At 70.1% G+C, this 25,234-nt stretch carries 28 protein-coding genes and 1 riboswitch; of the genes, 12 read left to right on the top strand and 16 right to left on the bottom strand.

What is annotated here, in order from left to right:
- The first annotated feature begins 133 nt into the window (after positions 1 to 133).
- Complete coding sequence (locus tag Q8Q71_RS10335) at positions 134 to 1,489, top strand: bifunctional diguanylate cyclase/phosphodiesterase (RefSeq protein WP_305759508.1); 1,356 nt, start codon at positions 134 to 136, stop codon at positions 1,487 to 1,489.
- Here the strand turns inward: Q8Q71_RS10335 and Q8Q71_RS10340 are convergent.
- Complete coding sequence (locus Q8Q71_RS10340; protein WP_305759509.1) at positions 1,486 to 2,694, bottom strand: NAD(P)/FAD-dependent oxidoreductase; 1,209 nt, start codon at positions 2,692 to 2,694, stop codon at positions 1,486 to 1,488. The two genes, Q8Q71_RS10335 and Q8Q71_RS10340, sit on opposite strands and share 4 nt — an antisense overlap.
- A 210-nt stretch (positions 2,695 to 2,904) precedes the next feature.
- Between Q8Q71_RS10340 and zwf the strand changes: the two genes are divergently transcribed.
- The 5 genes from zwf to Q8Q71_RS10365 all read left to right on the top strand — a co-directional run bounded on the left by zwf (position 2,905) and on the right by Q8Q71_RS10365 (position 8,358).
- A complete protein-coding gene (gene zwf, locus Q8Q71_RS10345; protein WP_305759510.1) occupies positions 2,905 to 4,362 on the top strand; it encodes a glucose-6-phosphate dehydrogenase in 1,458 nt (485 codons plus the stop codon).
- Positions 4,355 to 5,062 carry a 6-phosphogluconolactonase gene (pgl, locus tag Q8Q71_RS10350; RefSeq protein WP_305759511.1) on the top strand — a complete coding sequence of 236 codons (708 nt, stop codon included), beginning with the start codon at positions 4,355 to 4,357 and terminating at the stop codon, positions 5,060 to 5,062. Before zwf ends, pgl begins: the two co-directional genes overlap by 8 nt.
- The gene (edd, locus tag Q8Q71_RS10355) at positions 5,062 to 6,954 is read left to right on the top strand and encodes a phosphogluconate dehydratase (protein ID WP_305759512.1); all 1,893 of its coding nucleotides are present in this window, start codon (positions 5,062 to 5,064) and stop codon (positions 6,952 to 6,954) included. The genes pgl and edd overlap by 1 nt, the downstream gene beginning before the upstream one ends.
- 80 nt (positions 6,955 to 7,034) lie before the next feature.
- Positions 7,035 to 8,012: a glucokinase gene (gene glk, locus Q8Q71_RS10360; protein ID WP_305759513.1), complete on the top strand. Its 978-nt coding sequence runs from the start codon at positions 7,035 to 7,037 to the stop codon at positions 8,010 to 8,012.
- A gap of 85 nt (positions 8,013 to 8,097) precedes the next feature.
- Positions 8,098 to 8,358, top strand: a complete 261-nt coding sequence (locus tag Q8Q71_RS10365) for a hypothetical protein (RefSeq protein WP_305759514.1) — start codon at positions 8,098 to 8,100, stop codon at positions 8,356 to 8,358.
- A gap of 115 nt (positions 8,359 to 8,473) precedes the next feature.
- Here the strand turns inward: Q8Q71_RS10365 and Q8Q71_RS10370 are convergent, their stop codons facing one another.
- The 5 genes from Q8Q71_RS10370 to Q8Q71_RS10390 form a co-directional block, all read right to left on the bottom strand.
- Positions 8,474 to 8,860 (bottom strand): hypothetical protein, encoded by a 387-nt coding sequence (locus tag Q8Q71_RS10370; protein WP_305759515.1) that lies wholly within the window; start codon positions 8,858 to 8,860, stop codon positions 8,474 to 8,476.
- Positions 8,857 to 10,155, bottom strand: a complete 1,299-nt coding sequence (hmgA, locus tag Q8Q71_RS10375) for a homogentisate 1,2-dioxygenase (RefSeq protein ID WP_305759516.1) — start codon at positions 10,153 to 10,155, stop codon at positions 8,857 to 8,859. Before hmgA ends, Q8Q71_RS10370 begins: the two co-directional genes overlap by 4 nt.
- 73 nt (positions 10,156 to 10,228) lie before the next feature.
- Positions 10,229 to 11,347, bottom strand: coding sequence for an acyl-CoA dehydrogenase family protein (locus Q8Q71_RS10380; protein WP_305759517.1), 1,119 nt, complete (start codon positions 11,345 to 11,347; stop codon positions 10,229 to 10,231).
- A gap of 4 nt (positions 11,348 to 11,351) precedes the next feature.
- Positions 11,352 to 12,536, bottom strand: a complete 1,185-nt coding sequence (locus tag Q8Q71_RS10385; RefSeq protein WP_305759518.1) for an acyl-CoA dehydrogenase family protein — start codon at positions 12,534 to 12,536, stop codon at positions 11,352 to 11,354.
- A 72-nt stretch (positions 12,537 to 12,608) separates the two neighbouring features.
- Entirely contained in the window at positions 12,609 to 12,866 is a 258-nt protein-coding gene (locus Q8Q71_RS10390; RefSeq protein ID WP_305759519.1) for an Lrp/AsnC ligand binding domain-containing protein, read from the bottom strand.
- Between the two features lie 46 nt (positions 12,867 to 12,912).
- On the opposite strand from Q8Q71_RS10390, the gene Q8Q71_RS10395 reads away from it, so the two are divergent.
- From Q8Q71_RS10395 to Q8Q71_RS10405, 3 genes are all read left to right on the top strand, one after another.
- Positions 12,913 to 13,722 carry an alpha/beta hydrolase gene (locus Q8Q71_RS10395; RefSeq protein ID WP_305759520.1) on the top strand — a complete coding sequence of 270 codons (810 nt, stop codon included), beginning with the start codon at positions 12,913 to 12,915 and terminating at the stop codon, positions 13,720 to 13,722.
- A gap of 110 nt (positions 13,723 to 13,832) precedes the next feature.
- A complete protein-coding gene (locus Q8Q71_RS10400) occupies positions 13,833 to 14,441 on the top strand; it encodes a hypothetical protein (protein ID WP_305759521.1) in 609 nt (202 codons plus the stop codon).
- 143 nt (positions 14,442 to 14,584) lie between these two features.
- Positions 14,585 to 15,259: a bifunctional 4-hydroxy-2-oxoglutarate aldolase/2-dehydro-3-deoxy-phosphogluconate aldolase gene (locus Q8Q71_RS10405; RefSeq protein ID WP_305759522.1), complete on the top strand. Its 675-nt coding sequence runs from the start codon at positions 14,585 to 14,587 to the stop codon at positions 15,257 to 15,259.
- On the opposite strand, the gene Q8Q71_RS10410 is transcribed toward Q8Q71_RS10405, so the two are convergent.
- From Q8Q71_RS10410 to Q8Q71_RS10435, 6 genes are all read right to left on the bottom strand, one after another.
- Positions 15,256 to 16,104: a ribokinase gene (locus Q8Q71_RS10410; protein ID WP_305759523.1), complete on the bottom strand. Its 849-nt coding sequence runs from the start codon at positions 16,102 to 16,104 to the stop codon at positions 15,256 to 15,258. The genes Q8Q71_RS10405 and Q8Q71_RS10410 overlap by 4 nt on opposite strands.
- On the bottom strand, positions 16,101 to 17,033 hold the full coding sequence (locus Q8Q71_RS10415) for a nucleoside hydrolase (protein WP_305759524.1): 933 nt from the start codon (positions 17,031 to 17,033) through the stop codon (positions 16,101 to 16,103). Before Q8Q71_RS10415 ends, Q8Q71_RS10410 begins: the two co-directional genes overlap by 4 nt.
- A 43-nt stretch (positions 17,034 to 17,076) precedes the next feature.
- The gene (locus Q8Q71_RS10420) at positions 17,077 to 17,604 is read right to left on the bottom strand and encodes a Rid family hydrolase (protein ID WP_305759525.1); all 528 of its coding nucleotides are present in this window, start codon (positions 17,602 to 17,604) and stop codon (positions 17,077 to 17,079) included.
- A 66-nt stretch (positions 17,605 to 17,670) separates the two neighbouring features.
- Complete coding sequence (locus tag Q8Q71_RS10425) at positions 17,671 to 18,333, bottom strand: aspartate/glutamate racemase family protein (RefSeq protein ID WP_305759526.1); 663 nt, start codon at positions 18,331 to 18,333, stop codon at positions 17,671 to 17,673.
- 137 nt (positions 18,334 to 18,470) lie between these two features.
- Positions 18,471 to 18,794 carry a hypothetical protein gene (locus Q8Q71_RS10430; protein WP_305759527.1) on the bottom strand — a complete coding sequence of 108 codons (324 nt, stop codon included), beginning with the start codon at positions 18,792 to 18,794 and terminating at the stop codon, positions 18,471 to 18,473.
- 76 nt (positions 18,795 to 18,870) lie between these two features.
- The gene (locus tag Q8Q71_RS10435; protein ID WP_305759528.1) at positions 18,871 to 19,128 is read right to left on the bottom strand and encodes a hypothetical protein; all 258 of its coding nucleotides are present in this window, start codon (positions 19,126 to 19,128) and stop codon (positions 18,871 to 18,873) included.
- Positions 19,129 to 19,354: 226 nt separating this feature from the next.
- On the opposite strand from Q8Q71_RS10435, the gene Q8Q71_RS10440 reads away from it, so the two are divergent.
- Positions 19,355 to 20,047 (top strand): hypothetical protein, encoded by a 693-nt coding sequence (locus Q8Q71_RS10440; protein WP_305759529.1) that lies wholly within the window; start codon positions 19,355 to 19,357, stop codon positions 20,045 to 20,047.
- Between the two features lie 59 nt (positions 20,048 to 20,106).
- On the opposite strand, the gene Q8Q71_RS10445 is transcribed toward Q8Q71_RS10440, so the two are convergent.
- The 3 genes from Q8Q71_RS10445 to Q8Q71_RS10455 all read right to left on the bottom strand — a co-directional run bounded on the left by Q8Q71_RS10445 (position 20,107) and on the right by Q8Q71_RS10455 (position 21,886).
- Positions 20,107 to 20,457 carry a hypothetical protein gene (locus Q8Q71_RS10445; RefSeq protein ID WP_305759530.1) on the bottom strand — a complete coding sequence of 117 codons (351 nt, stop codon included), beginning with the start codon at positions 20,455 to 20,457 and terminating at the stop codon, positions 20,107 to 20,109.
- A gap of 67 nt (positions 20,458 to 20,524) precedes the next feature.
- The gene (locus tag Q8Q71_RS10450; RefSeq protein WP_305759531.1) at positions 20,525 to 20,830 is read right to left on the bottom strand and encodes a hypothetical protein; all 306 of its coding nucleotides are present in this window, start codon (positions 20,828 to 20,830) and stop codon (positions 20,525 to 20,527) included.
- A 57-nt stretch (positions 20,831 to 20,887) separates the two neighbouring features.
- The gene (locus Q8Q71_RS10455; protein WP_305759532.1) at positions 20,888 to 21,886 is read right to left on the bottom strand and encodes a D-cysteine desulfhydrase; all 999 of its coding nucleotides are present in this window, start codon (positions 21,884 to 21,886) and stop codon (positions 20,888 to 20,890) included.
- Between the two features lie 241 nt (positions 21,887 to 22,127).
- On the opposite strand from Q8Q71_RS10455, the gene Q8Q71_RS10460 reads away from it, so the two are divergent.
- A complete protein-coding gene (locus Q8Q71_RS10460) occupies positions 22,128 to 22,739 on the top strand; it encodes a TetR/AcrR family transcriptional regulator (RefSeq protein ID WP_305759533.1) in 612 nt (203 codons plus the stop codon).
- A gap of 6 nt (positions 22,740 to 22,745) precedes the next feature.
- Here the strand turns inward: Q8Q71_RS10460 and Q8Q71_RS10465 are convergent, their stop codons facing one another.
- Positions 22,746 to 23,330 (bottom strand): hypothetical protein, encoded by a 585-nt coding sequence (locus Q8Q71_RS10465; RefSeq protein WP_305759534.1) that lies wholly within the window; start codon positions 23,328 to 23,330, stop codon positions 22,746 to 22,748.
- A gap of 39 nt (positions 23,331 to 23,369) precedes the next feature.
- Positions 23,370 to 23,478: riboswitch (TPP riboswitch) on the top strand.
- A 133-nt stretch (positions 23,479 to 23,611) separates the two neighbouring features.
- Between Q8Q71_RS10465 and thiC the strand changes: the two genes are divergently transcribed.
- On the top strand, positions 23,612 to 25,234 hold a 1,623-nt coding region (gene thiC, locus Q8Q71_RS10470), incomplete at its 3' end, for a phosphomethylpyrimidine synthase ThiC (RefSeq protein ID WP_305759536.1).

Raw genomic sequence — 25,234 nt, forward strand, 5'->3', positions numbered from 1 at the left:
ATTGAGAAGTGGTCGCAATAGCAACTTGACGGCGCCGCGCAAGCGGAAATGAGAATTACTCGCAATTTGCGCCCGTCAGACGCCTCCAACCCGGTTTACATCGGCTTCACCCCGTTGCCGTACACCGGTCGGGATGCGCAATCCGTTCGCATTCCTGCCGGCGTTGTTCTCGGCCGATTCCGCCCGGACGCATCTGCGCGACCGCGAGGCGCAGCTGACCCACATGGCCCTGCACGATCAGGAAACCGGACTGGGAAACCGTCTCTCGCTGGAGCGGCGGGCGGCGGGCTCCGGGCGAATCCATGTCGTCCTCGTGGGCGTGGACCGTTTCGAGGTGGTCCGGAACGCCATCGGCTACGATTCGATGGCCCGGCTGCTGATCACCCTCGGGCAAAGGCTGTCGGCCCTGTCTGACGGCGCGCCGGTCGCCCGCGTCGGGGGCGGCGCCCTGGGCATGGTGTTCGAGTGCGACGGCGACGAGGCCGCCCTCGCCCTGGCGGGCCGGCTGTGCGAGGCCGCCCAGTCTCCGGTCACCCTGGACGGGGCCCCGGTGGACATCGCCCTCACGGCGGGCGTGGCGCGCGCGGCCGAGGTCAACCGCAACGTTCCGTCTCCGGTTGACCGCGCCTCGATCGCCGTCGACCAGGCCCGCGCGGCCCGCCGGCGCACCGCCGCCTTCGACGCCGAACGCTACGGCGACCCGGCCGGCAATCTGTCGCTGATCGGCGAGATGATGGCGGCCCTCGCCAAGGACGAATTGTCCCTAGCCTACCAGCCCAAATACGACTTCAGGGGCCAGCGCATCAACGCGGTCGAGGCTCTGATGCGCTGGACCCATCCGCGTCGGGGCGCGGTTTCGCCAGACCTGTTCATCGCCATGGCCGAGGAGACGGGCCATATCCGCCCGCTGACGGAGTGGGCCATCCGCCGCGCGATCGCCGACCAGAAGCGGCTGGCCGCCGCGGGGCACGCCCTGACCGTCTCGGTCAACATTTCGGGCCGCCTGCTGTCCGACGAGAGTTTCGCCGACTTCGCCCTGGCCGAGGTCGCCGCCTCGAAGGCCGACCTGTGTTTCGAGATCACCGAGACGGCGGTCATGGACAATCCGGACCTGGCCCTGCGCATCGTGGAGCGGTTCGCGGGGGCGGGCATATCGGTGTCGCTGGACGACTACGGCTCGGGCCTGTCGTCCCTGACCTATCTGAAACAGATTCGCGCCGACGAGCTGAAGATCGACAAGAGCTTCATCGTCGGCCTCGACCAGTCCTCGCGCGACGCCCTGCTGGTCAAGTCGACCATCGACCTGGCCCACAGCCTCGGCCTGAAGGTCACCGCCGAAGGGGTCGAGACCCCGACGGCCCTGGCCCTGCTGCGGGGCATGGGCTGCGACATGGCGCAGGGCTATCTGATCGGCCGCCCCGCTCCCATGGCCGAACTGCTCGAACGTCTGGCGGGCCCGGCCATCCTGGACGCGACGGCCGCGGCCTAATCCGCCGCGACCGCCTTCATCGACACCGCCGGATCGGCCAGCTTCGCCACGTCCACGGCCGCGCCCCGGCCGATCATCTGCCGCCCGGCCATGAACTCGGGCGGCGCATTGACCGCCTCGACGCACAGGATGCGGTCGCCGCCCAGATGGAAGACGGCGAAGGAGCCCGTTTCCGGATCCCCCCGCACCACCTGCCGGTCCGCACCGTCGGCCAGGCCCGCGATCTGCAGTTTCAGGTCGTACTGGTCGGACCAGAACCATGGGACCTCCGGCGCCGGGGCCGGGCGGCCGGCGATGGCCGAGGCCGCCTGTCGGGCCTGCTCAAGCGCATTGGGCACGCTCTCCAGCCGATGCCGCCGCCCGCCGTGCGCCGGAACCGGCCGGAACGTCGCGTCGCCGATGGCCCAGATCGCCGGGTCTGACGTCCGCGCCGCCTCGTCCACCACGACGCCGTTCCCGCAGTCCAGCCCCGCCGCGCGCGCCAGGCCGTCGCTCGCCGCCGCCCCGACGCCGACCAGCACCGCGTCCGCCTCGATCAGCCGGCCGTCCGAAAGCCGCACGCCCGCGTCCTCGAACCCCGTCACCTCGGCCGAGGTCAACACCTCGACCCCCCGCGCCCGGTGGTAGCCGGTGAAGAAGTCCGACAGGGTCCGGGACGCCACCCGCGCCAGCACCCGATCCATCCGCTCGATGATCACGGCCTCGGCGCCCAACGCTCGCGCCGACGCGGCCGCCTCCAGCCCGACATAACCGCCGCCCACCACCGCCAGCCGTCGCCCCGGTCCAAGGGCCGCCTTGAGCCGCTCCGCATCCGCCAGGGTCCGCAGCTCCAGCAGATCGGGCCGATCCCCGCCCGGGACGGCCAGTTTCCGCGCCGTCGATCCGGTTGCCAGAATCAGGGCGTCGTACGGCTCCACCGTCCCGTCGGCGAAGGTCACCGTCCGCCCCGCCGCGTCGATCGCGGTCGCGACGACCCCCGTCCGGAGTTCGATCCCGTGCTCCTCGTAGAACGCCTCGGGCCGCAGCAGCAGCGACTCCAGATCGGCCTCGCCCTTCAGCCAGGCCTTGGACAGCGGCGGCCGCTGATACGGCGCCGCCGGCTCCTCTCCGGCCAGCACGATCGGTCCCTCATGCCCGTACTGCCGCAGCAGCGCCGCCGCCGTCCCGCCCGCATGGCCTGCGCCGATGATCACAACCTTGCTCATGGCCAAGGGAAATAGAGCGAAGCCCGCGCGCGCGCCATCCGGACCGGTGAGGAACCCGCCACCCCGGCCGCGGATTGGTCTATCAAGGGAGGACGAGGCCTCCCGGCCGTAACTTGGTGTTTCAGGACGGGCCGGACCTGTTGGCTCGACGGGCGGAAGCGGCCAAACAACCTCCCGGTCAAGCTGGGAAACCAAGGGAAGACAGCGCGCATGGCAGCATTGGTGCTCTTCGGCGGCGGCGGCGACCTGGCCATGCGGATGCTGCTGCCCTCGCTCTATTTCCTCGAGCACGACGGCCTTCTGCCCGACGGGCTCACGATCATCGGCGCGGCCCGTTCCGAGGAGAGCCGCGCCGACTATGTCGGCAAGGTCCGCGTCGCCGTCGAAGGCAAGGCCAGGGCCGACGACGCCTGGTCCGAAGACGCCTGGAAGCGACTCGAGACCCGCCTCGACTATCTCGCCGTCGACGCGACCAGCGCGGAAAGCCTGAGGCCGCTCAAGGACAGGGTCGGCGACGGCGCCTGCACCTCCTTCCTCGCCGTCTCGCCGTCGCTCTACGCCCGCATCGTCACGGCCATGCGCGCCGCCGGACTGGCCGAGGCCGACGACCGCGTGGTGCTGGAAAAGCCGGTCGGCCGCGATCTCGAAACCTTCCGCGAGATCGACGACGCCGTGGCCGACGCCTTCTCGGAACAGCAGGTGTTCCGCATCGACCACTATCTCGGCAAGGAGACCGTCCAGAACCTGATCGCCCTGCGCTTCGGCAACACCATCTTCGAGCCGCTCTGGAACAATCTCAGCATCGACCACGTCCAGATCACGGTGGGGGAGACCGTCGGGGTCGGCGACCGCTGGCCCTATTACGACGAGTACGGAGCGTTGCGCGACATGCTCCAGAATCACATGCTCCAGCTGCTCTGCCTCGTGGCCATGGAGCCCCCGTCGGACCTCGATCCGGACTCGGTCCGCAACGAGAAGGTCAAGGTGTTGCGCAGCCTGCGCCCCATCACCCCGGAGGAGGCCGAGCGCGTCACCGTGCGCGGCCAGTACGTCGCTGGAACCTCGGAAGGGAAACCCGCCAAGGGCTATGACGAGGAGCGCGGCGCGCCGTCCGACACCGAAACCTTCGTCGCCATCCGCGCCGACATCGACAACTGGCGCTGGGCCGGCGTCCCCTTCTTCATGCGCACCGGCAAGCGCCTGCCGGAAAAGCGCACCGAGATCGTCATCCAGTTCAAGCCGCTGCCGCATTCGATCTTCGACAACGACCGCGGCCAGGTGCAGGCCAACCGCCTCGTCATCGCCCTCCAGCCCGAGGAGGACATCTCCCTGTCGGTGATGAACAAGAAGCCGGGCCTCGACCAGCGGATGCAGCTGCAGCCGATCCAGATGTCCCTGTCGTGGGGGCAGAACGACAAGTCCGCCAAGCCGCCTCGCCGCCGCATCGCCTATGAACGGCTGCTGCTCGACGCCCTGAACGGCGACTCCACCCTGTTCGTGCGCCGCGACGAGGCCGAACAGGCGTGGAAATGGGTCGACGAGGTCTCCGACGCCTGGCAGGGCGCGGCGTTCAAGCCGAAGGACTATGTCGCCGGAACCTGGGGCCCGCAGGAGTCGGGCTATCTGCTCTCCCGGACGGGCCGCCAGTGGAACACGGGCGATGCGTGACATCGAGACCTTTCCGGACGCCGCCGGCTGGGCCTCCGCCTGCGCTGTCCGCCTGACCGACGCCCTCGCCGCCGCGCTCGCCGAAACCGGCAAGGCCCTGTTCGCGGGCTCGGGCGGATCGACCCCGGCCCCGATCTATCGCCGCATGGCGCAGACCGATCTCGACTGGTCGAAGGTCGCCGTCACCCTGATCGACGAGCGCTACGTCCCCGCGTCATCGCCCGAGTCCAACGCCGCCCTGATCAAACAGACCCTGATGACCGGCCCGGCCGCCGCCGCCCGCTTCGTGCCCCTGTATCATTCCGAGGTCACCGTCGACCGCGCCGCCGCCCTCGCCGCCCACGCCCTGGCCCGGGAAGGCCGCCGTCTCGACGCGGTCCTTCTCGGCATGGGCGAGGATGGCCATATCTGCTCCATGTTCCCGAACAGCCCCACCCTGAAGACCCTGCTCTCGCCGGGCCTGCCGCCGACCGTGCTGGGCGTGCCCCATGGCCGCGATGGCGCGGCGCCCAGCCTCGAGCGGCTGTCGATCAACCTGCCGTATCTGATGCAGGCGCGCCGCGTCGTCCTGGCCCTGACCGGTCCCGCCAAGCGCGCGGTCTTCGAACGCGAGGCCGCCGGCGACCCCGCCGTCCAGCCCATCGCCGCCCTGATCGCCGCCGACGTCCCGCTCGACGTTCTGTGGACGGAGAAAGCGTGATGCCCAAACTCCACCCCGTCGTCGCCGAGGTCACCGCCCGCATCGTCGAGCGCTCGCGGGCGACCCGGGCCGACTACATCCGTCGCATGGACGCCGCCCGCGACTCCGGCGCCGGCCGCGCCAAACTGTCCTGCGCCAACTGGGCCCACGCCTTCGCCGGCGCCCCGGTGAAGGACAAGCTCAACGCCATGTCGGGGACCCAGCCCAACGTCGGGGTGGTCACCGCCTATAACGACATGCTCTCGGCGCATCAGCCGTTCGAGCGCTTCCCGCAGATCATCCGCGATGCCGTGCGCGAGGTGAACGCCACCGCCCAGGTCGCCGGCGGCACGCCCGCCATGTGCGACGGCGTCACCCAGGGCCGTCCGGGCATGGAGCTGTCGCTGTTCAGCCGCGACCTGATCGCCATGTCGACCGGCGTCGGCCTGACCCACGACGCCTTCGACGCCGTCCTCGCCCTGGGCGTCTGCGACAAGATCGTGCCCGGCCTGTTCATGGGGTCGCTGGCCTTCGGCCACCTGCCCGTGGTCTTCGCCCCCGCCGGCCCCATGCCCTCCGGCATTCCCAACGCCGAAAAGGCCCGCGTCCGCGCCCTCTACGCCCAGAACCAGGTCGACCGCCGGACCCTGCTGGAAAGCGAGATCGGCAGCTACCATTCGCCGGGCACCTGCACCTTCTACGGCACCGCCAACTCCAACCAGATGATGATGGAGCTGGGCGGCCTGCACCTGCCCTCGACCGCCTTCGTCCATCCCGAGACGGGCCTGCGCGACGCCCTGACGGCGGCGGCGGCGAAGCGCGCCGTCGAACTGGCGCGGACCGGCCAGGGCCGGATGGCCGACGTCATCTCCGAGAAGTCGATCGTCAACATGATCGTGGCGCTTCTGGCCACCGGCGGCTCGACCAACCACGCCATCCATCTGGTCGCCATGGCCCGGGCGGCCGGCGTGCTGATCGACTGGACCGACATGGACCAGCTGTCCTCGGCCACCCCCCTGCTGGCCCGCGTCTATCCCAACGGCTCGGCCGATGTGAACGCCTTCCAGGCCGCCGGCGGCGTCGCCTTCGTGGCCCGCGAACTGGCCGGCGCCGGCCATATCCATTCGGACGTCGTCACCGTCATGGGCGAGGGCATCCATCACTATTTCCAGGAGCCGGTCATGATCGACGGCGAACTGGTCTGGAAGGACGGCGTCTGCGAAAGTCTGGACACGGACATTCTGCGCCCCGCCTCAAACCCCTTCGACACCGAGGGCGGCCTGCGCCTCGTCCAGGGCGATCTCGGCCGGGCCGTGATCAAGGTCTCGGCGGTCAAGCCGGAGAATCGCATCGTCCAGGCTCCCGCCGCCGTCTTCGAAACCCAGGAGGACGCGCTCCAGGCCTTCAAGGACGGCCGGCTGGACCGCGACGTGGTCGTCGTGCTGCGCTTCCAGGGCCCCATGGCCAACGGCATGCCCGAACTGCACAGCCTGTCGCCCGCCCTGTCCGTGCTCCAGGACAAGGGCTTCAAGGTCGCCTTCGTCACCGACGGCCGCATGTCCGGCGCCTCGGGCAAGACGCCGGCCGCCATCCACGTCTCGCCCGAGGCCCTGGCCGGCGGGCCGCTGGCCTATGTCCGCGACGGGGATGTCATCCGCCTGGACGCCGACGCGGGCGTCCTCTCGACGGTCGGTGCGCCCGGCCTGACCGCCCGCCCGCCCGCGCCCCGCTCGCGCGTCCATGCCGAAGGGTCCGCCTGGGGCTATGGCCGCGAACTGTTCGCCGCCTTCCGCCATCTGGTGTCGACGGCCGAGGAGGGCGCCTCGATCTGCTTCGGCCTGCCGGCGGGCGCCGCGGGTCACGCCGACACGCCCTCCGATCCGAACCTCGTCGACCGCGCGGTGGACGCGTGACGCCGATTCTCGCCACAACAGACCGCACGCCCCGCTCCGGCGGGAACGCGCGGCGAACGACAGGGAAATAGGGACCCTCCATGACCGTCAACTGGGACAAGACCCTGCTCGTCGGCGACGTCGGCGGCACCAACGCCCGCTTCGCCCTGGCCCATATGGTCGAGGGCCGGCCGGTGCTCGAACACCATCAGAGCTTTCCGGCCTCGGAGCACCCGACCTTCCTCGGCGGGGTCAAGGCCTTCATCGACGGCTGCGAGATCAAGCCCACCGGCGGCGTCATCGCCGTGGCCGGGCCCGTCACCGACGGCGAGATCGATCTGACCAATTCGCCCTGGCGCGTGTCCGAGACCCAGCTGCAGACCCTCGGCCTGAATCCGGTCCGGCTGATCAACGATTTCGAGGCCCTGGCCTGGGGCGCCCCGGTCGTGCCCGCGGACATGCTGGCCTCGCTGGGCGGCCCTGCCGAGGGCGAGCCGCACACCGCCATCGCCGTGCTCGGCCCCGGCACCGGCTTCGGCGTCTCGGCCCTGGCCCGCGACATCCACGGCAATGAGATCGCCATGCCCTCGGAAGGCGGCCACGCCTGTTTCGCCCCCGGCGATCCGATCGAGGACGAGATCCTGCGCATCCTGCGCCGCCGCTACGACCGCGTCTCGATCGAGCGGCTGATCTGCGGGCCCGGCCTGCTCAACATGCACCGGGCCCTGGCCGAGATCGACGGCCGCGAGACCCATATCGACGACCCGGCCCAGATCACCACCGAAGCGCTCGAGGACCATGACAGCCATTGCGGCGCCACCCTGGCCCGCTTCTGCGCCATCCTGGGCGCCGTGGCCGGCGACATCGCCCTGACCACCGGCGCGCGCGGCGGCGTCTTCATCGCCGGCGGCATCGCCCCGCGCATCCTGCCCTTCCTCAAGGCCAGCCCCTTCCGGGAGCGGTTCGAGCGCAAGGGCCGGTTCCAGGACTATATGGCGGCCATTCCGACGAATGTGATCCTGCACAAGCACGCCGCCCTGCTGGGGGCCGCCAGGGTCGCCTTCGCCGACCTCGGGTGAGGTTCCAACACAAATTTCTCACGCCGCCGTGAACCCCGGCGGCGCGGCGGAGTTATGGGGTTTCCACCTTTGGAAGGATATCCTCATGCGTAAACTGATCACCGCCGCCGCCGCCCTCTTCGCCGTCGCCGGGCTCGCCGCCTGCGAAAGCCAGGCCGACAAGACCGCCGAGGTCCAGGCGGACGCCCTCGAGGAGCAGGCCGCCGCCGCGCCGACGGAAGCCGCCGAAACGGCCCTGAACGAAAAGGCCGACGCGATCGAGCAGCAAGCCGGCAACGCCGACGGCGGCATGACCACCGAGAACACCCCGAACACCTCGCCCTCGGCCGCCAACCCCGGCCAGTAAGGCGATCCGCCGGGCGTCTTGCCCCGGCTGTCGAACGGTCAGCCCCCGTCGCGCTCGCGGCGGGGGTTTTCCATGCCGGCTTCGGACGGCGCGAGCGGCCGCCCGGGGCCGGGCGTCAGTCGACGCACAGGGTGGCCTCGGCCCTGCCGTCCTCCACCCGGGTGAAACAGCCGAACGAATTGTTGTCGGCCTGGCACTGGCCGACCGCCGCCGCGCCCGCCGCCGGACGCCGGGTGACGTCCGCGACCCGGCACTCGCCGGCGCACTGGTCGCCGTCGGTGCAGCGCTTGCCGGCGTCGGCGTAGGGCGCCACGCACTGCATGGTCTGCATCCGGCCGACCGGCTGCATCCGCCCACCGCGGGCCAGACAGTCCGCCGCCGTGGGGCTCTCGGGAACCGCCACCGGCGCGGGCTCGTCTCCGAAGCCCAGATCGCCCTTTTCGGGAACGGGCTGGCAGGCGGCCGCCAGCAGCAGAGCCGCGGCCATCGCAAGACGCTTCATTCCACCTGTCCCTTCCGGAATCCCGTCCAGACGTCGTCATAGTCCAGTTGCATGGTCGGCGAGAGTTGCGCCCATTCCGTGGTCCGGATCGGCAGGCGCGTCTCGAACATGAAGGCCAGGGTGTTCTCGATCTTCACCGGCTTGAGGTCCGCCGCCACGGCCTTGTCGTAGGACGCCTGATCCGGCCCGTGGCCGCTCATGCAATTGTGCAGCGACGCGCCGCCGGGGGCGAATCCGCCCTCCTTGGCGTCGTACTCGCCGGTCACCAGACCCATGAACTCGCTCATGACATTCCGGTGGAACCACGGCGGGCGGAAGGTCTCCTCGGCCACCATCCAGCGCGGCGGGAAGATGACGAAGTCGCAATTGGCCGTGCCCGGCGTGTCGCTGGGCGAGGTCAGGACGGTGAAGATCGACGGGTCCGGGTGATCGTAGCTGACCGTGCCGATCGTGTTGAACAGGGCCGTGTCGTATTTGTACGGCGCGTTGTTGCCGTGCCAGGCCACGACGTCGAACGGGCTATGGTCGAAGCGCGTGACGTACAGCCGTCCGCCGAATTTCTGCACGCATTCGGTGGGCCGGTCGAGATCCTCGAAGGCCGCGACGGGGGTCTGGAAATCGCGCGGATTGGCCAGGCCGTTCGAGCCGATCGGCCCCAGGTCCGGCAGGCGGAAGGCGGCGCCGTAGTTCTCGCAGACATAGCCCCGGATCGGCCCGGAACATTCGACGCGGAACCGCACGCCGCGTGGGATGACCACGATCTCGCCGGGCCGGGCCTCGATGCGTCCCATCTCCGTGACAAAAACCTGATCTCCCAGCTGTGGGACAATCAGCAACTCTCCGTCGGCGCAGTAGAAGACGCGATCCGTCATCGACCGGTTGGCGGCGTACAGATGGATGCCGACGCCCGACAGCGCCTCGGCGTCGCCCGTGCCGCCATAGGTGACCAGCCCCTCGACCCAGTCGGTCGGCGCGTCCGGAAGCGGCAGCGGGTCCCAGCGCATGCGGTTGGGCGACGGCGGCGCCTCGTGGAACGGCCCCGACCGCACCCGGCCCTGGGCGAACGGCTGATAGGCCGGATGCTGCGCCGATGGCCGCAGCCGGTACAGCCACGACCGCCGGTTCTCGGACCGGGGGGCGGTGAACGCCGTCCCGGACAACTGCTCCGCATACAGCCCCATCGGCGTCCGCTGCGGCGAATTGCGACCCTCGGGCAGGGCGCCGGCCACGGCCTCCGTGGCGAAATGGTTGCCGAAGCCCGGCATATAGGCAGGCGCGTTGGCTCGCGTCGTCATGGCGTTTCTCCCTGACTACGATCTAGGACAGGGCTGACCGGATGGCCACTCCGGCGTGACCCGGAGGCCCGGGTCAGAACCCCTGCGCCCGCGCCATCCGCTCCTGATGGAAGCCTGCGTCGCCCAGCAGTTCGTTCAGCACCCGCACCCGCTTCATGAACAGGCCGACGTCGAACTCGTCGGTCATGCCGACGCCGCCGTGCATCTGCACCGCTTCCTGCACGGCCAGTTCGGCGACGCGCCCGGCCTTGGCCTTGGCCACCGACACCACCAGACCCGCGTCCGGACGCCCGGCGTCCAGCGCCGTCAGCGCGCCCATCGCCGCCGCCCGCGCGATCTCGATCTCCGAGAACAGATGCGCCGCCCGGTGCTGCAGGGCCTGGAATTCGCCGATCAGCCGGCCGAACTGCTTGCGCGTCCGCAGATAGGCCATCGTCGTCTGGAAGGCTTGGTCCCCGGCCCCGTTCAGCGACGCCGCCGCGCAGGCCCGGCCCAGGTTCAGCGCCCCCTCCAGCAGGGCCTCGCCGCCGTCGACCGACCCGATCACCGCGTCCGCGTCGACCTCGACATCCGTCAGCGTCACCCGCGCCGCATTGTGGGCGTCGACCATGACCGTCCGCTCGATCTCGACCCCCGCCGTCTTTGGATCGACGAGGAACAGGGTCAGGCCGTTTTCCGTCCGCGCCGCCACGATCAGGGCGTCCGCCACATGGCCGTCCAGCACGAACCCCTTGGCGCCGTTCAGCCGGAAGCCGTTGCCCGATCGCTCCGCCACGGTCGCGATCCGCGCCGGCGCGTGCTTGGCGCCCTCGTCCACCGCCAGCGAGACGATCGCCTCGCCCGCCGCGATCCGCGGCAGCCAGGCCGCCTGCTGTTCGGCCGATCCGCCCTTCAGCACCGTCGCCGACAGCACCCCCGAGCCGAGGAAGGGCGACGGCGTCAGCGTCCGCCCCAGCGCCTCGGCCATCACCCCGGCCTCGACCGCGCCGAGCCCCGAGCCGCCATGTTCGTCGGGGATGATGACGCCCGCGAACCCCATCTCGCCAAACGCCCGCCACAGGTCGCGCGACACCCCGTCCGGATCGCGGCTGTCGCGCAGCTTGCGCAGGTGGGCGATCGGCGCGTGCTCGTTGAGAAAGCCGTCCGCGGCCTCCTTCAGCATCGTCTGCTCTTCGGTCAGGATCAGGGGCATGGGCTCAGGCTCCCGGAAGCTGAAGCAGGTGTTTGGCGATGATGTTCAACTGCACCTCCGAGGTCCCGCCCTCGATCGAATTGGCCTTGGTCCGCAGCCAGTCGCGCGCCGCCTTGCCGCCCCGCGACCGCTCGCCTTCCCACTCCAGCGCGTCCGAGCCGCCCGCCGCCATCAGCAACTCGTGCCGCCGCTTGTTCAGTTCCGATCCGTAGTATTTCAGCATCGAGGCGATGGCCGGATGGGCCTGACCCGCCTTCACCTGATCCCCGGTCCGCTCCATGGCCAGGCGGAAGGCGGCGGCGTCGACTTCCAGCTCGGCGATCCGTGCCCGGAGCATCGGCTCGTCCAGCCGGCCCTCGTCATCGATCCCGATCGATCCCGTCGCCACCTGGCCCAGCGGCCGGCCGCCGCCGACCTCGCCCATGGCCCCGATCATGGTCCGCTCATGCGCCAGCAGATGCTTGGCCACGTCCCAGCCGCGGTTCTGCGTCCCGACCAGATTGGCCTTCTCCACCCGCACGTCGTCGAAGAAGGTCTCGCAGAACGGGCTCTTGCCCGAAATCAGGGTGATCGGCCGCGTGCTCACGCCCTTGGTCGTCATATCGAACAGGACGAAGGAGATGCCCAGATGCTTGGGCGCCGCCGGATCGGTGCGCACCAGGCAGAAGATCCAGTCGGCCTTGTCGGCGTAGCTGGTCCAGACCTTCTGGCCGTTGACGATCCAGTGGTCGCCCCGATCCTCGGCCCGCGTCTGGATCGCCGCCAGATCGGACCCCGCGCCCGGCTCGGAATAGCCCTGGCACCAGCGGATCTCGCCGCGCACGATTTCCGGCAGGAAGCGCTGCTTCTGTTCCTCGGTGCCGAAGGCCAGCAGGGCCGGCCCCAGCATCCAGACCCCGAAACTGGCCAGCGGCGCCTGGGCGACGATCCGGCGCATCTCGGAGGCCAGCACCTTGGCCTGTTCGCGGCTCAGTCCGCCGCCGCCGTATTCGGCCGGCCATTCCGGCGCGGTCCAGCCGCGCGCGCCCATCCGCTCCAGCCAGACCTTGTGCGCCGGCGTCGGATAGACGGCGTTCCGCCCGCCCCAGACCCGGTCCTCGTCGCTCTCCACCGGCCCACGGCATTCCTTCGGGCAATTGGCCTCCAGCCAGGCGCGGGTCTCGGCGCGGAAGGTGTCCAGGTCGGCCATGCGTGCATCTCCATCCGCGTCCGGTCGACAGCGTCTCACGGATGACGTTGCGTCAGGCAAGAGCCTTGCCGGCTACTTCCCGCCCGGCAGGAACGGCGAAAAGGTGATCACCGTGAAGGTGTCGCGGATATTGGCCCGGGTCTGCACCGACTTCGTCACGAAGGTCCCGATGTCCATGTCCTTCGGAAGCTGGAATTTGGCCAGCAGGTCGTACTGGCCCGAGGTCGAATAGACCTCCGAGACGTATTCGACATTGTCGACCATGTCGGCCGCCACGTCGTTGGCGTGGCCCAGCTCGCATTTGATGAAGACGAAGATGGCGGTCATCATGGCGGCGGTCCTTCCGGGTGTCGGACGGTGTCTAGCGGATGATGGCGTGACGGGTAAGAGCGTCGACTACGAAGCCGAATACAACAACCGCGCCCGCGTGCCCGACCATCCGGCGGTGATGCAGCGCTGGCGCGAAACCGCCGGGGCCGCCCGCGCCGCCCGGCCGCCCATCGAGATCGCCTACGGCCCCGGCCCGCGCGAGGTCATGGACCTGTTCGAGGCCGGCCCCGACGCCCCGGCCGCCGTCTTCCTGCACGGCGGCTACTGGCAGGCGCTGGACAAGAGCTGGTTCTCCGGCCTCGCCCCGGCCCTCAACGCCCACGGCGTCAGCCTCGCCATCCCCTCCTACGACCTGGCCCCCGCCGTCCGCCTCGGCGTGATCCTGCGTCAGGTCCGCGCCGCCGTCGAAACCATTCGCCGGCGCACCGGCGTCCGCCCGGTCGTCTTCGGCCACTCCGCCGGCGGCCACATGGCCGCCTGCATGCTGTCCGAGGGCCGCGCCTCCGCCGCCGTGGCCGTCAGCGGCGTCTTCGACCTCGCCCCCCTGATCCCGACCTCGCTGAACACGGCCCTCGACCTCGACGACCGCGAGGCCGCGGCCCTGTCGCCGGTCCACTGGCCCGTCCCCGACGGCTCGACCCCCGGCGGCACGGTGCTGGACTGTATCGTCGGCGCCGACGAGAGCCCGGAATTCCTGCGCCAGTCGCGCACGATGGCCGACCTGTGGGGCGCCCGGGGCGTCGAGACCCGCTACGAGGCCCTGCCCGGCCTCAACCATTTCACCGTGCTGGATCCGTTGTTCGACGCGGACAGCGGCCTGGTCCGGCGGATCGCGGCCCTGGCGCGCCCGGGCTGATGCGGGGTTTGACGTCCGGAGGTGCTAGGCTGGCGTCCTGACGGCCCGGGCTCGCCTCCGGACCGCGCCGCGCCCCGGGGGCAGGCGATCCGCCGGCTCCGGGAGCGTGCATGACCAACCGCGTTGACGTCCTCATCGACCGCATCCGCTTGCTGGAGCACGAGCTGGAGGCCGAATTCTCCAGACAGCGCTCCGGCTTCCGTTTCGGGCTCGAGCACGGCCGGGCCCGGTTCGAGGAAGAGGCCATACGCCGGCTGACCGAACGCCGCATCCGCCTGTTCGACTATGTCTTCGGCTCTCCCCTGCTGGTCGCCGTGACCGCGCCGGTGATCTATTCGCTGCTGATCCCCTTCGCCCTGGTCGATCTCTGGGTCTCGATCTACCAGGCGATCTGCTTCCGGGTTTACCGCATCCCCCGGGTCCGTCGCGGCCGGTACATGAATTTCGACCGCACCGGCCTGCCCTACCTCAATGCGCTCGAGAAGCTGAACTGCGCCTACTGCTCCTACGTCAACGGCGTCATCGCCTATGTGGGCGAGATCGCGTCCCGCACCGAGCAGTATTGGTGCCCGATCAAGCACACCCGCCGCGTCGTCGGCGCCCACGCCCGCTATGACCGCTTCGAGGATTTCGGCGATGGCGAGGGCTACCGCAGCCATCTGGAGGGCCTCCGCACGGCCCTGCGAACGGAAGAGGACGCGGAGCCGGCGAAACAATAAGTTCCGTCTCTCCCGGCGAAAGCAGGAACCCGGCGCTTTCGCCTTGTCGCCGGCCTGGGCTAAGCATGGGCCAGACTCGGTCCCACCAATCGCCCACAGACCTGGGTCCCGGCCGTCGCCGGGATGAGCGGAAACCCAATCCCATGCGCCATGACCGCCTGACCGTCCTGACCGCCCTCGAAGCCCAGGGCGTGGCTCCCGTCTTCTACCATCCGGACGCGGACGTCTGCCTGAACGTCATCCGCGCCTGCGCCCGCGGCGGCGCGCCGGTGATCGAGTTCACCAACCGCGGCGACTTCGCCGTCGACCTGTTCGGCGACATCGCCCGCGAGCTGCAGCGCACCGACCCGGACATCATCCCCGGCATCGGCTCGGTGGTCGACGCCGGCACGGCCAGCCTTTACCTGAACCGCGGCGCCCGCTTCGTGGTCAGCCCCTGCCTGGTCCCCGAGGTCGCCCGCGTCTGCAACCGGCGGATGGCGGCCTATTTCCCGGGCTGCGGCTCGGTCACCGAAATCGGCCAGGCCCACGAGCTGGGCTGCGACATCGTCAAACTGTTCCCCGGCGCCAGCGTCGGCGGCCCCGACTTCGTCAAGGCGGTGCTGGGCCCGATGCCGTGGACGAAGATCATGCCCACCGGCGGCGTCGACCCCGACGAGGGCAGCATCGCGAAGTGGTTCGGCGCCGGCATCGTCGCCGCCGGCATGGGCTCGAAACTGGTCACCGACGCGGCGGTCAAGGCCGGCGACTGGGCAGGGATCGAGGCCAATGTCCGCAAGACCGTGGACGCCGTCGCCGCCTTCCGGGCCGCGCGCTAGCCGTCCGTCCGCATCGCCTCGACCTCGGCCCGCGTCGGCAACGACGGCTGGGCGCCGGGCCGCGTCGCCGCGATCGCTCCGGCCGCGCAGGCGAAGGCCAGGGCCTCGTCCGGCTCCATGCCCTCCAGCAGGGCCACGCAGATCGCCCCCACGAAGGCGTCGCCCGCCCCGGTGGCGTCCACGGCCCGGACCTTCGGCGACGTCGCCCGGGCGATCTCGGCGCCGCGCTGGTGCATGACCGCCCCCTTCGCCCCCAGGGTCGTCACCACCCGGCCCCCGCCGTGATGCAGCAGGTCGCCGTAGAAGGCCGCCTCGGTCTCGTTGACCACCAGCAGGTCGGCGCGGCGCAGCAGCTGGTCCGACACCGGCGCGGCCGGGGCCAGGTTGACGCAGACGAAGTCCGTGGCCCGTCCCACCGCCGCCTCGACGGTCTCGACCGGCAGCTCCAGCTGCAGGATCAGCGGCCCCTCGATCCGGGCCGGCAGCTGTTCCGGGCGGACGCAATGGTTGGCCCCCACCGCCACCACGATCTGGTTCTCGCCGTGCGGATCGACCGCGATCAGCGCTGCGCCGGTCGGCGCTTCGGCGTCGGTCAGCACCCCGGCCGTGTCGACGTCGTCGGCCAGCAGCAGGGCCATCGCCTCCTCGGCCATGGCGTCGCGTCCTACCCGGCCGATCAGGGCCACCTCGGCCCCCAGCCGCTGCGCCGCCAGCGCCTGGTTGGCGCCCTTGCCTCCCGGATGCCGCGCCAGGGTCGCCCCCGTCACCGTCTCCCCGGCGCGCGGCAGTTTCGGCGCCGAGGCGACGAAGTCCAGGTTGATCGAACCGACGACGGTGATCCTCATCCCACCGCCTCCGCGATCAGGGCGAACACCCCGTCCGCGTCGGCGCGGACCGCCCAGCGGTGCGGCAGCGCCCCCGCCACCCCCTCGCGGAACTCCACCGCCGTATGCCCGCGCGTCAGTTCGCTTTGCGTCTCCACCGCGATCCGGCAGGGCTTCAGGTCGAACAGCGCCGGCTTCAGCAGCCAGGCCACCGGACAGGGATCGTGCACCGGCGGCGCGTCCCAGCCGACGATCTTCCGCTCGACCCGCTGCGAGAACCGCATCATCGACGCCGCCGCATCCGCCATCGCCGTTCCGATCGCCTCCAGCGTCGCGATCCGCGCCTCGGTGGCTCGCACCTGATGCGTCGCGTCCAGGCCGAACAGCACCGCGTCGCAGCCGCTGGCCAGCATCTCGGCCGCCGCCTCGGGATCGGCCCAGATGTTGAACTCGGCCGAGGCGGTGATGTTGCCGCCCTCCGACCGCGCCCCGCCCATCACCGCCACCGGCCCCAGCCGCGCCGCCAGCGCCGGTTCCTTGCGCAACGCCAGGGCCAGGTTGGTCGGCGGGCCCAGCACCGCCAGCGCCACGGTCTTCGCCGGGCGCGCCATGACCAGATCGATGATGGCGTCCGCCGCATGCCCGTCCGCGCACGGCGCGTCCGGCTCGAACGGCGTCATGTCGCCCAGCCCCTCGGCGCCGTGGAACTCGCCCGCGCCCGCCGGTTCGCGCCGCAGCGGCCGGTCGGCCCCCATGAACACCGGCACATCCTCGCGCCCGGCGATCTGGCGCAGGATGCGGGCGTTCCGCGCCGTCTTCACTACCGGCACATTGCCGCCCACGGCGGTGATCGCCAGCAGCTCGAGCGCCTCCGAGCCGAAGGCAAGCATCAGGGCCACGGCGTCGTCCACGCCGGGATCGCAATCGATGATGAGGGCTTGTCTGGTCACCCCGCATCACTGCCGCGACCCGCGCCCGCCCGCAAGCGGCCCGTCAGTCGGCGGCGGTCGGCGCGTGCACGGTCAGCTGGATTTCAACGATCCCGCCCGTGCCCAGCAGCCCCGTCGTCCCCACCGCCGTCCATGCCGGACGCGGCCCGTCCGAGAACTCGCGCCAGACCCGGGCTATGACCTCGATCTGCTCGTTCCGCGAGCCCACGAAATCCGGCCCTTCCCAGACGTGAAAGCTGTTGATCAGGGCGACGTCGTCCATGGCCGCGCCGGCCGCCTCCAGCGTGCGGTTCAGGCTCGTCAGCGTGCGCCTCACCTGCGCCTCGAAGGCCGCGACGTCGGTTCCCTCGCCTTCGGCGCGGAAGACGATCGCGCCCGAGACATAGAGCGTATCTCCCGCCCGCCGCGCCGGGGCGTAGCCCACCTCGTCGTGGGCGTACTGCCCGCCGCGCGAGGGGATGATGACCTCTCCGCCCGAACTCGGCAGCCGTACGGGCCAGGGTTGCGCATCCTGGGCGAAAGCCGCGCCGGGAAGGTTGGCCAGGATGAGCGCGGCCACGATCGAACGCATCGGGAGTCTCCGGTTTCCGGCCCGTTTTCTGCCCCGCGCCCGGGTCCGGCTCAACTCAAGCTTTGGTCACCGGCACCGGTTTACGCAAACCTGCGCCAGCACCTCGGCCGAATCCACCAGCGGCACGGACACGTCCTCCGCCCCCAGCAGCAGCGGCACCTCGGTGCAGCCGGCGATCACCGCCTCGGCCCCGCCCGCGACCAGCAGGGCCGCCAGACGGCGCATCTCGGCCCGCGGCCCGTCGCCCACGTCGCCGCGCTTCACCGCATGGACGCAGGCCATGAAGGCCTCCCGCGCCGCCCCGCTCAGGCGCACGATCTTGGCCCCCTTGCCCTGCAGCGCCTTGGTGTACAGCGCCTCGCCGCCCGGCGTGGCCAGCACGCCGATCTTCTTCGCCCCGCCCGCCGTCGCGGCCTCGGTGGTCTCGGCGATCATGTCGATGAAGGGCAGACCGATCTTCTTCACCCCCGCCGCCTGGGCGTGGGCGGTGTTGCACGGCATGGCCAGCACCTGGGCCCCGGCGTCGCGCAGCCGCATCGCCATCTGGCCCAGAATCTTCTCGGCGGCGTCGGGCGCGCGATTGCGGTCCGGCACCTGCGGATTGATGTCGGCGATGATGCGGATGTGGTCCTGATCGCCCTGCGCCGGCGTCAGCGCCTGCACCCGCGCCAGAAAGGCCACGGTCGCCGCCGGACCCATGCCGCCCAGGACGCCCAATACCTTGCCCATTGCGCCTGTGAACTCCTCGCCGCCCTGCGAAGCAGACGGCCCGACGCCCTTATGCGCGAAAACCGGCATGAAACGCCATGCCGTCTGAGGCCTGGGGGGCCTTGCGGGTACGGATGTCCAGCGTCGCGCGGGTTCGGCTACATCCGGCCGCGGACAATGTCCTTGTTGGCCGCCCGGGTTTTCGGCCCCTGCCCGTCCAGAGCCTCGGTGCGGTCGGGCCGGTTGGTGTTGGTCGCGCCCTGCTGGACCGGTTCGCCTTCCAGCGCCTCCCCCTCGTCCTGATAATCGGCGACCTCGCCGGCGGCCGGCGGCGCGACCGAACTCATATCGCCCTCCCGGGCGGCGTAGGAGGTGGGCTCGGGCCTGAGATCCTGGTCGGTTGGAATATTGCGAGGCGATCCGGAATCCGTGGCGCTGTTCTGTGCGGCGGCGTCGGAAGACGCGCTGTTCTGATGAGGCATGATCACTCTCCTTCCGCAGACTCGACGCACGGCTCCCCGTCTCGTTCCATACGGCCCAGTTACCGCCTGGCGCCTGCTATTCGGATCGGTCCGGCGCGGCGGCGGCGCCCGGGGTGACCGGGGCGAATTCGGCGGCCTGGGATTTGGGCGGGGGCGCATCGACGCGCGCCGTTCCATGATCCGGAATTTCAGTGATCGAAACGATGCTCTCGTCCGCGGCCATCAGCGGAGCGGCGGCGTCGCCCGCCTGGACGTCGGTTTCCGACATGACGTGGACGATGCGCCTCTCCGACCCGTTTCGGGCCAGGGCGACCTCGTACAGGCGCAGGCTCATGCTCCGGCCCCGAAGGCGCGGGCTCCCTGGAGCGGTTCGTTCGCGCCCTGATCGGGGGCGGGGATATCATCGATGGGCATGCTGATCTCTCCTCCGGGCATCAAGGCGGGCAGGCCCGAACAGGTTCCCGCCATCGCGGACCTTGTTGCTGTCCGCAACGGGTCGGGAGGCGATGGTCGGCTAAGGGTGGGAAGCGGACGTTCCAGTTTCGTGCTACCGATTGAAGATGCGCCTGATGGTTGTCTCCGCTGTTTGCTGTCTCATGACCTCTCTTGCGGCTCCTGCGACCGCGCGGGAGCCGGCGCAGTCCCCTTCTTCGGCGATTTCCGTGACCGGGACACCGGTGTCCCGGCAGGACGGCGCGGCGTCGTTGATGACCACCCATCTGGAGTTCGAGTGGGGGCTCGACGTCGCGACCGGGAGAACCGACCTCGTCGACTTCACCGGGTATGCGATGGAGTGGTCGTCGTTGCGGCTCGCCGACGGCCGCATCCTGTCGCTCGCCTACCAACACGGTCCCGGCCCCGGGCACGACGGGATCAGGCACGGCCGCCTTGCCCTCGGCGTCCCCTCGTCGACACCGGTGGACGAAAGCCGCGTTTTCCGGGCTCCGCAAGCTTGGCCGCAGATCGAAGGCTATGCGTTCCAGGACGCCTTCCGGGTGTCGGCTTCTGCAGGGTCAGTCGGGCTCTGGCGAGACGAAGCATCAGGGGAAGGCGTGCTCATCGCCTTTGGTGAGGCAACCGCCTCTGCTTCCATAGGCGACTATGTGATCCTGGGCCGGACAGAGATGGATGCGGACGTGGTCTCTGTGTCCGTCCCGCTTCACGGCGGCCCGTTGAGCGTTTCCGTCGCCACCCGTCCCGCGCCCGACGGGACGTTCCGCATCATGACCTACTGGTGGAGGCGGGAACCCTGACCCGTCCTTTCCTCGGAACGTCCGCAAAGGGTCGGGAGCCGACAGGCGCCTCAGGGTGGTTAGCGGGTATCAGGGCCAAGATGGTCTGGCCCACGCTGCGTCCAACCGACGTAGCAGTCCTCGTGGATCAGCGCGATCAGCGTCTGCCCATCGTCGCCACGATAAGCCACCTGCGCACCGTAGCCCCGACCATCATTCAACGCTTCAACGTGAGCAGAACTGGCCGTGAAATTTCGCTCAACGGACGAGAGCGACCGTGAAAGCATCCCTTGTTTGGCGGCGTCTGCGATGCTGACCGCCTGTTTATGCGTGATCGCCGCACATTCATTCGAGGGTGGCTGCGCGCAGCCATAGAAGCAGCCGGCGCTAGCGATGACGACAAGCAGAATGGCAACCGTGCGTTTCGGCATGCTTCGCAGTATCTGACGTTTGGAGATGGCTGCAATGGGTCGGCAGCAGACCGTCGCCTGGGTGTGGCTAACGGACATTCCAGAACGGCTTGTCGATGCCCTTAAGCCAGGCTGCGTCGAAGTCCTCGTGCGTGATTGCCTCGGAATCCACGCCAGTGAAGCCGTCAGCGAGCGAGCAATCAATGAGTGAGGGGCAGGCTTGGCCGCTACGTTCCTCTATCTCAATGCTGTTTCGAGTGATGCTTCCGTCTGCAAAAATATCGACAGTGCGGACGACGGCATCAGCGTCCTCATCAATCTCATAGAGCAGCAAAGTTGGCTCCCCAGCGGGGATTGTCGGATCAGGCCAGCGAGCGCGAAGGTGTTTCAGCATGGTAGGAGGGTAACGCCACCCTGAACGTCCGCAATGCGTCGAAAGCGGACATCCCCCTTACAGCCCCGCCTCCATCACGCTCTCGTACCCGAACAGCCCCTGCGCCCCGCCCGTGTGCAGGAAGACCACGGTCTCGTTTTCGAACCGCCCCGCCTTCGCCAGGGCGATCAGCCCCTTCATCGCCTTGCCGGTATAGACCGGGTCCAGCAGGATGCCGTCGGTCCGCGCCGCCAGCTTCAGCGCCTCGATCACCGCCCCGTCGACCAGGCCGTAGCCCTCGCCGACATAGTCGCAGTCGGCGACCACCATCTCCGCCGTCACCGCGTCCGGGCGGCCCAGCAGCACGGCGGTGGCGTGGGCCAGTTTCAGGACGCTCTCCTCCTGCTTCTCCTTCGGCGCCCGCACCCCGATGCCCAGCACCGGAATGTCCGCCCCCATCACCGCCAGCCCGGCCACCAGTCCGGCGTGGGTTCCGGCGCTGCCCGTCGCGGTCACGATCCGGTCGATCGGCATATCCAGTTCGTCGGCCTGGACCACGATCTCGCGGGCGCAGTCGACATAGCCCAGCGCCCCGACGGCGTTCGAACCGCCGCCCGGGATGACATAGGGCCGCCCGCCCCGGGCGCTGACCCCGGCCGCCGTGGCCTCCAGCTCGGCGGTCATGTCGCTGCCGCCCGGCACGGTGCGGATACGCGCTCCGAACAGCCGGTCCAGCAGCACGTTTCCGTTGCGAGTGTAGTCGACGGCCTGCGACCCCGTCCGCTCTTCCAGGATGATCTCGCAGGCCAGACCGTGCGCCGCCGCCGCCGCCGCCGTCTGGCGTACGTGGTTCGACTGCACCGCCCCCTGGGTCACCAAGGTGTCCGCCCCTTGCTCAAAGGCGTCGCCGAGCAGGAATTCCAGCTTGCGGGTCTTGTTGCCCCCGCCGGCCAGCCCGGTGCAGTCGTCGCGCTTGATCCACAGCTCGACCCCCAGCGCCTCCGACAGCCGCGGCAGCGGCTCCAGCGGCGTCGGCAGGTGGGCCAGGCGGATGCGGGGGAAACGGGCGAGGTGCATGAACGGAGCTCCGGACGGGACCGCTCCCGATACCATCCCGGCGGCCATCCGGCGAACGCGCGCGAAATCTCGGGAACCGAACGCGTGGATCGCAGTTTATCGCTCGGACCTTGCGGCGATGCGCGCTCGACAAGTCCGAAAGCGGCCCGGTCTCTGCCACGCCCCCCGACGCAGACCGGGCCGCACCTTTATCCGCCATCCGCCGCTTGCCCCGCCCGCCGCGCGGCGTGATGCTCGCTTCATGGCCGAATCGCCCGTCCGCCTGCGCAGCCGCCCCGCCACCGAGGCCCTCATCGTCGAGGCCGGCGAGCGCATCCTGCTGCGCGACGGTTTTCCGGGCCTCAACGTCCAGACCCTGGCGGCCGAGGCGGGCTGCGACCGCAAGCTGGTCTATCGCTATTTCGAGGGCGCCGACGGCGTGGTCGCCCGCATCGCCGCCCGCGCCCATGCCGAACTGGTCCGGTCGCTGGACGCCGTCCCCGCCGCCGGCTCGGACTCCCTGCGCGCCTTCGCCCGCGAGAGCCTGTCGGCCTGGCTGGGCGCCCTGCGGGCCAGCCCCCTGACCCTGAGGCTGGTGGCCTGGGCCCTGGTCGAGTCCTCGCCCCTGCTCAACCGCATCGAGTCCGAGCGCTCGGCCGTGCTCCAGGCCTGGATGCGCGAGCGCCGCCCGCGCCTGCGCACCCCGCCGGCCGGCGACGCGGTCGCCATCAACGCCGTGCTGCTGGCCGCGGTCCAGCACCTGGCCCTGTCCGGCGGGACCCGCCCCGGCGTCGGCGGCGTGGCCCTGGACGAGGCCGGCTGGGCCCGCATCGAGGCCGCCCTCGACGCCCTGCTGGCCGTCTTCCCCGAATAGGCGCGATCAGGCCGCGGCCCGAGCCGCCGCCCGCCGGATCGTCGCCATCACCTGCTCCGCGTCCGCCAGCCGCTCCAGCCGGGGCAGCTGCTCGAACCGGCCCAGGCCGCCGTCGAGGTCGGTCTTGCCCAGCCGCCAGACCTCGTCCTCGCCGCCAAGGCTCACCCTGCGCCCCACCCGCCGGAATTCGTCCGCCCGCTCCAGCCCCACCGCGTGCCGCGGCGTCCCGTCCGGCGCGAGGATCAGCACCCGCCAGTCGGTCACGGCGTAGATCTCGCGGTCGCGCCGCCACATCCGCCACAGGTGGACGCCCAGGATGAGGGCGAACGGCGCCGCCATCACCCAGGGGACCAGCCACTGCCACCACTCGCTGATGCGGTACGGTTCATTGACGACGAGGGATCCGAAGGTCCAGGCGATGATCGCCAGCGGCACGACCGCCAGCGCCACCGGCCAGCCCGGCGCCCATCGCCGTCCCGGCCGGCCGGCCCACAGCACCGACTCCCCGGCCATCGCCGCCTGCCGCGCCAGCCGCAGCGCCTCCGCGTCGTAACGTTCGTCCATATCGACCTCCACGGCCAAGGTGGGCACGGCGCCGCTCGACAGCCAGAGGCGCCGGGCCTAGGCTGGCGCCGTTCTCCGGGGGGTCGCGCTCGAGCGGCTGAGATAGGGGTGATCCCCTGACCCGTCGAACCTGATCCGGGTCATGCCGGCGAAGGGATGGGAAACGCTTCGGTCCACGCGACAGGACCCTCTCGCCCGACGTCGGCGCCCTCAACATCGAGGCCGCCATGAACATCGCCGTCACCCCGCCCGAGCTGCCGCACGAACCCAATGTCGAGCTGGCCCTCAAGGACGCCCGCGAACAGGTGATGCGCGAGACCGGCACCATCCCGACCGGCGAGCGCGCCGGCAGCCGCAAGGTCTATGTCGCCGGCGAACTCCATCCCGACATCCGCGTCCCCTTCCGCGAGGTCGCCGTCCACCCGTCGGCCAACGAGCCGCCGGTGACCATCTACGACAGCTCCGGCCCCTACACCGACCCGACGGTGACCATCGACATCAAGCGCGGCCTGCCCCTGGTCAAATCCAGCTGGCAGCTCGACCGCGGCGACATCGCCCCCGTCCTCAACCCGCGCGAGGTCAAGCCCGAGGACAACGGCCACGCCAGCGGCAAGAACCTGGCCCCCCGCTTCGACACCAGCCGCCACAAGGTCTTCAAGGGCGTCGAGGGCCGCCCCGTCACCCAGTACGAATACGCCAAGGCCGGCATCATCACCCCCGAGATGGAATACGTCGCCATCCGCGAGAACCTCAGGCGCAAGAACCCTGCGAGCGAAGGCGCTCAAGGAGCGAGCGACCGCGTCGCGAGCGTTAGCGCCGAGCGGGATGGCGAAAGCTTCGGGGCGAGCATTCCCGACTATGTCACCCCCGAGTTCGTCCGCGATGAAATCGCGAGGGGAAGAGCCATCATCCCGCACAACATCAACCACCCCGAGGTCGAGCCGATGATCATCGGCCGCAACTTCCTGGTGAAGATCAACGCCAACATCGGCAACTCGGCCGTCCTCTCCAGCGTCGACGACGAGGTCGACAAACTGGTCTGGGCCACCCGCTGGGGGGCCGACAACGTCATGGACCTGTCGACCGGCCGCAACATCCACAACATCCGCGACTGGATCATCCGCAACTCCAGCGTCCCCATCGGCACCGTGCCGATCTATCAGGCCTTGGAAAAAGTAAGTGGCGTCGCCGAGGACCTGACCTGGGAGGTGTTCCGCGACACCCTGATCGAACAGGCCGAACAGGGCGTCGACTATTTCACCATCCACGCCGGCGTCCGCCTGCCCTTCGTGCCGATGACCGCCAGACGCGTCACCGGCATCGTCTCACGCGGCGGCTCCATCATGGCGAAGTGGTGCCTGTCGCATCACCGCGAGTCCTTCCTCTACGAGCATTTCGAGGACATCTGCGACATCATGCGGGCCTACGACGTGTCGTTCAGCCTCGGCGACGGCCTGCGTCCCGGCTCCATCGCCGACGCCAATGACGAGGCCCAGTTCGCCGAACTGCGCACCCTCGGCGAGCTGACCAAGATCGCCTGGGCGAAAGGCTGCCAGGTCATGATCGAGGGCCCCGGCCACGTGCCGATGCACAAGATCAAGGCCAACATGGATGAGCAGCTGAAACACTGCCACGAGGCGCCCTTCTACACGCTCGGGCCCCTGACCACCGACATCGCCCCCGGCTATGACCACATCACCAGCGCCATCGGCGCGGCCATGATCGGCTGGTTCGGCACGGCCATGCTCTGCTACGTCACGCCCAAGGAGCATCTCGGCCTGCCTGACCGTCAGGACGTCAAGGACGGCGTCATCACCTACAAGATCGCCGCCCACGCCGCCGACCTGGCCAAAGGCCACCCGGCCGCCCGCCTGCACGACGACGCCCTGAGCCGCGCCCGGTTCGAGTTCCGCTGGGAAGACCAGTTCAAC

The organism is Brevundimonas sp. (assembly GCF_030704825.1).
Classification (GTDB): domain Bacteria; phylum Pseudomonadota; class Alphaproteobacteria; order Caulobacterales; family Caulobacteraceae; genus Brevundimonas.

Excerpts from the sequence above, each read along its gene's own strand:
- Q8Q71_RS10335 (WP_305759508.1), top strand. The coding sequence starts at position 134 with ATGCGCAATCCGTTCGCATTCCTGCCGGCGTTGTTCTCGGCCGATTCC.
- Q8Q71_RS10340 (WP_305759509.1), bottom strand. The coding sequence starts at position 2,694 with ATGAGCAAGGTTGTGATCATCGGCGCAGGCCATGCGGGCGGGACGGCG.
- zwf (WP_305759510.1), top strand. The coding sequence starts at position 2,905 with ATGGCAGCATTGGTGCTCTTCGGCGGCGGCGGCGACCTGGCCATGCGG.
- pgl (WP_305759511.1), top strand. The coding sequence starts at position 4,355 with ATGCGTGACATCGAGACCTTTCCGGACGCCGCCGGCTGGGCCTCCGCC.
- edd (WP_305759512.1), top strand. The coding sequence starts at position 5,062 with ATGCCCAAACTCCACCCCGTCGTCGCCGAGGTCACCGCCCGCATCGTC.
- glk (WP_305759513.1), top strand. The coding sequence starts at position 7,035 with ATGACCGTCAACTGGGACAAGACCCTGCTCGTCGGCGACGTCGGCGGC.
- Q8Q71_RS10365 (WP_305759514.1), top strand. The coding sequence starts at position 8,098 with ATGCGTAAACTGATCACCGCCGCCGCCGCCCTCTTCGCCGTCGCCGGG.
- Q8Q71_RS10370 (WP_305759515.1), bottom strand. The coding sequence starts at position 8,860 with ATGAAGCGTCTTGCGATGGCCGCGGCTCTGCTGCTGGCGGCCGCCTGC.
- hmgA (WP_305759516.1), bottom strand. The coding sequence starts at position 10,155 with ATGACGACGCGAGCCAACGCGCCTGCCTATATGCCGGGCTTCGGCAAC.
- Q8Q71_RS10380 (WP_305759517.1), bottom strand. The coding sequence starts at position 11,347 with ATGCCCCTGATCCTGACCGAAGAGCAGACGATGCTGAAGGAGGCCGCG.
- Q8Q71_RS10385 (WP_305759518.1), bottom strand. The coding sequence starts at position 12,536 with ATGGCCGACCTGGACACCTTCCGCGCCGAGACCCGCGCCTGGCTGGAG.
- Q8Q71_RS10390 (WP_305759519.1), bottom strand. The coding sequence starts at position 12,866 with ATGATGACCGCCATCTTCGTCTTCATCAAATGCGAGCTGGGCCACGCC.
- Q8Q71_RS10400 (WP_305759521.1), top strand. The coding sequence starts at position 13,833 with ATGACCAACCGCGTTGACGTCCTCATCGACCGCATCCGCTTGCTGGAG.
- Q8Q71_RS10405 (WP_305759522.1), top strand. The coding sequence starts at position 14,585 with ATGCGCCATGACCGCCTGACCGTCCTGACCGCCCTCGAAGCCCAGGGC.
- Q8Q71_RS10410 (WP_305759523.1), bottom strand. The coding sequence starts at position 16,104 with ATGAGGATCACCGTCGTCGGTTCGATCAACCTGGACTTCGTCGCCTCG.
- Q8Q71_RS10420 (WP_305759525.1), bottom strand. The coding sequence starts at position 17,604 with ATGCGTTCGATCGTGGCCGCGCTCATCCTGGCCAACCTTCCCGGCGCG.
- Q8Q71_RS10425 (WP_305759526.1), bottom strand. The coding sequence starts at position 18,333 with ATGGGCAAGGTATTGGGCGTCCTGGGCGGCATGGGTCCGGCGGCGACC.
- Q8Q71_RS10430 (WP_305759527.1), bottom strand. The coding sequence starts at position 18,794 with ATGCCTCATCAGAACAGCGCGTCTTCCGACGCCGCCGCACAGAACAGC.
- Q8Q71_RS10435 (WP_305759528.1), bottom strand. The coding sequence starts at position 19,128 with ATGAGCCTGCGCCTGTACGAGGTCGCCCTGGCCCGAAACGGGTCGGAG.
- Q8Q71_RS10440 (WP_305759529.1), top strand. The coding sequence starts at position 19,355 with ATGCGCCTGATGGTTGTCTCCGCTGTTTGCTGTCTCATGACCTCTCTT.
- Q8Q71_RS10445 (WP_305759530.1), bottom strand. The coding sequence starts at position 20,457 with ATGCCGAAACGCACGGTTGCCATTCTGCTTGTCGTCATCGCTAGCGCC.
- Q8Q71_RS10450 (WP_305759531.1), bottom strand. The coding sequence starts at position 20,830 with ATGCTGAAACACCTTCGCGCTCGCTGGCCTGATCCGACAATCCCCGCT.
- Q8Q71_RS10455 (WP_305759532.1), bottom strand. The coding sequence starts at position 21,886 with ATGCACCTCGCCCGTTTCCCCCGCATCCGCCTGGCCCACCTGCCGACG.
- Q8Q71_RS10460 (WP_305759533.1), top strand. The coding sequence starts at position 22,128 with ATGGCCGAATCGCCCGTCCGCCTGCGCAGCCGCCCCGCCACCGAGGCC.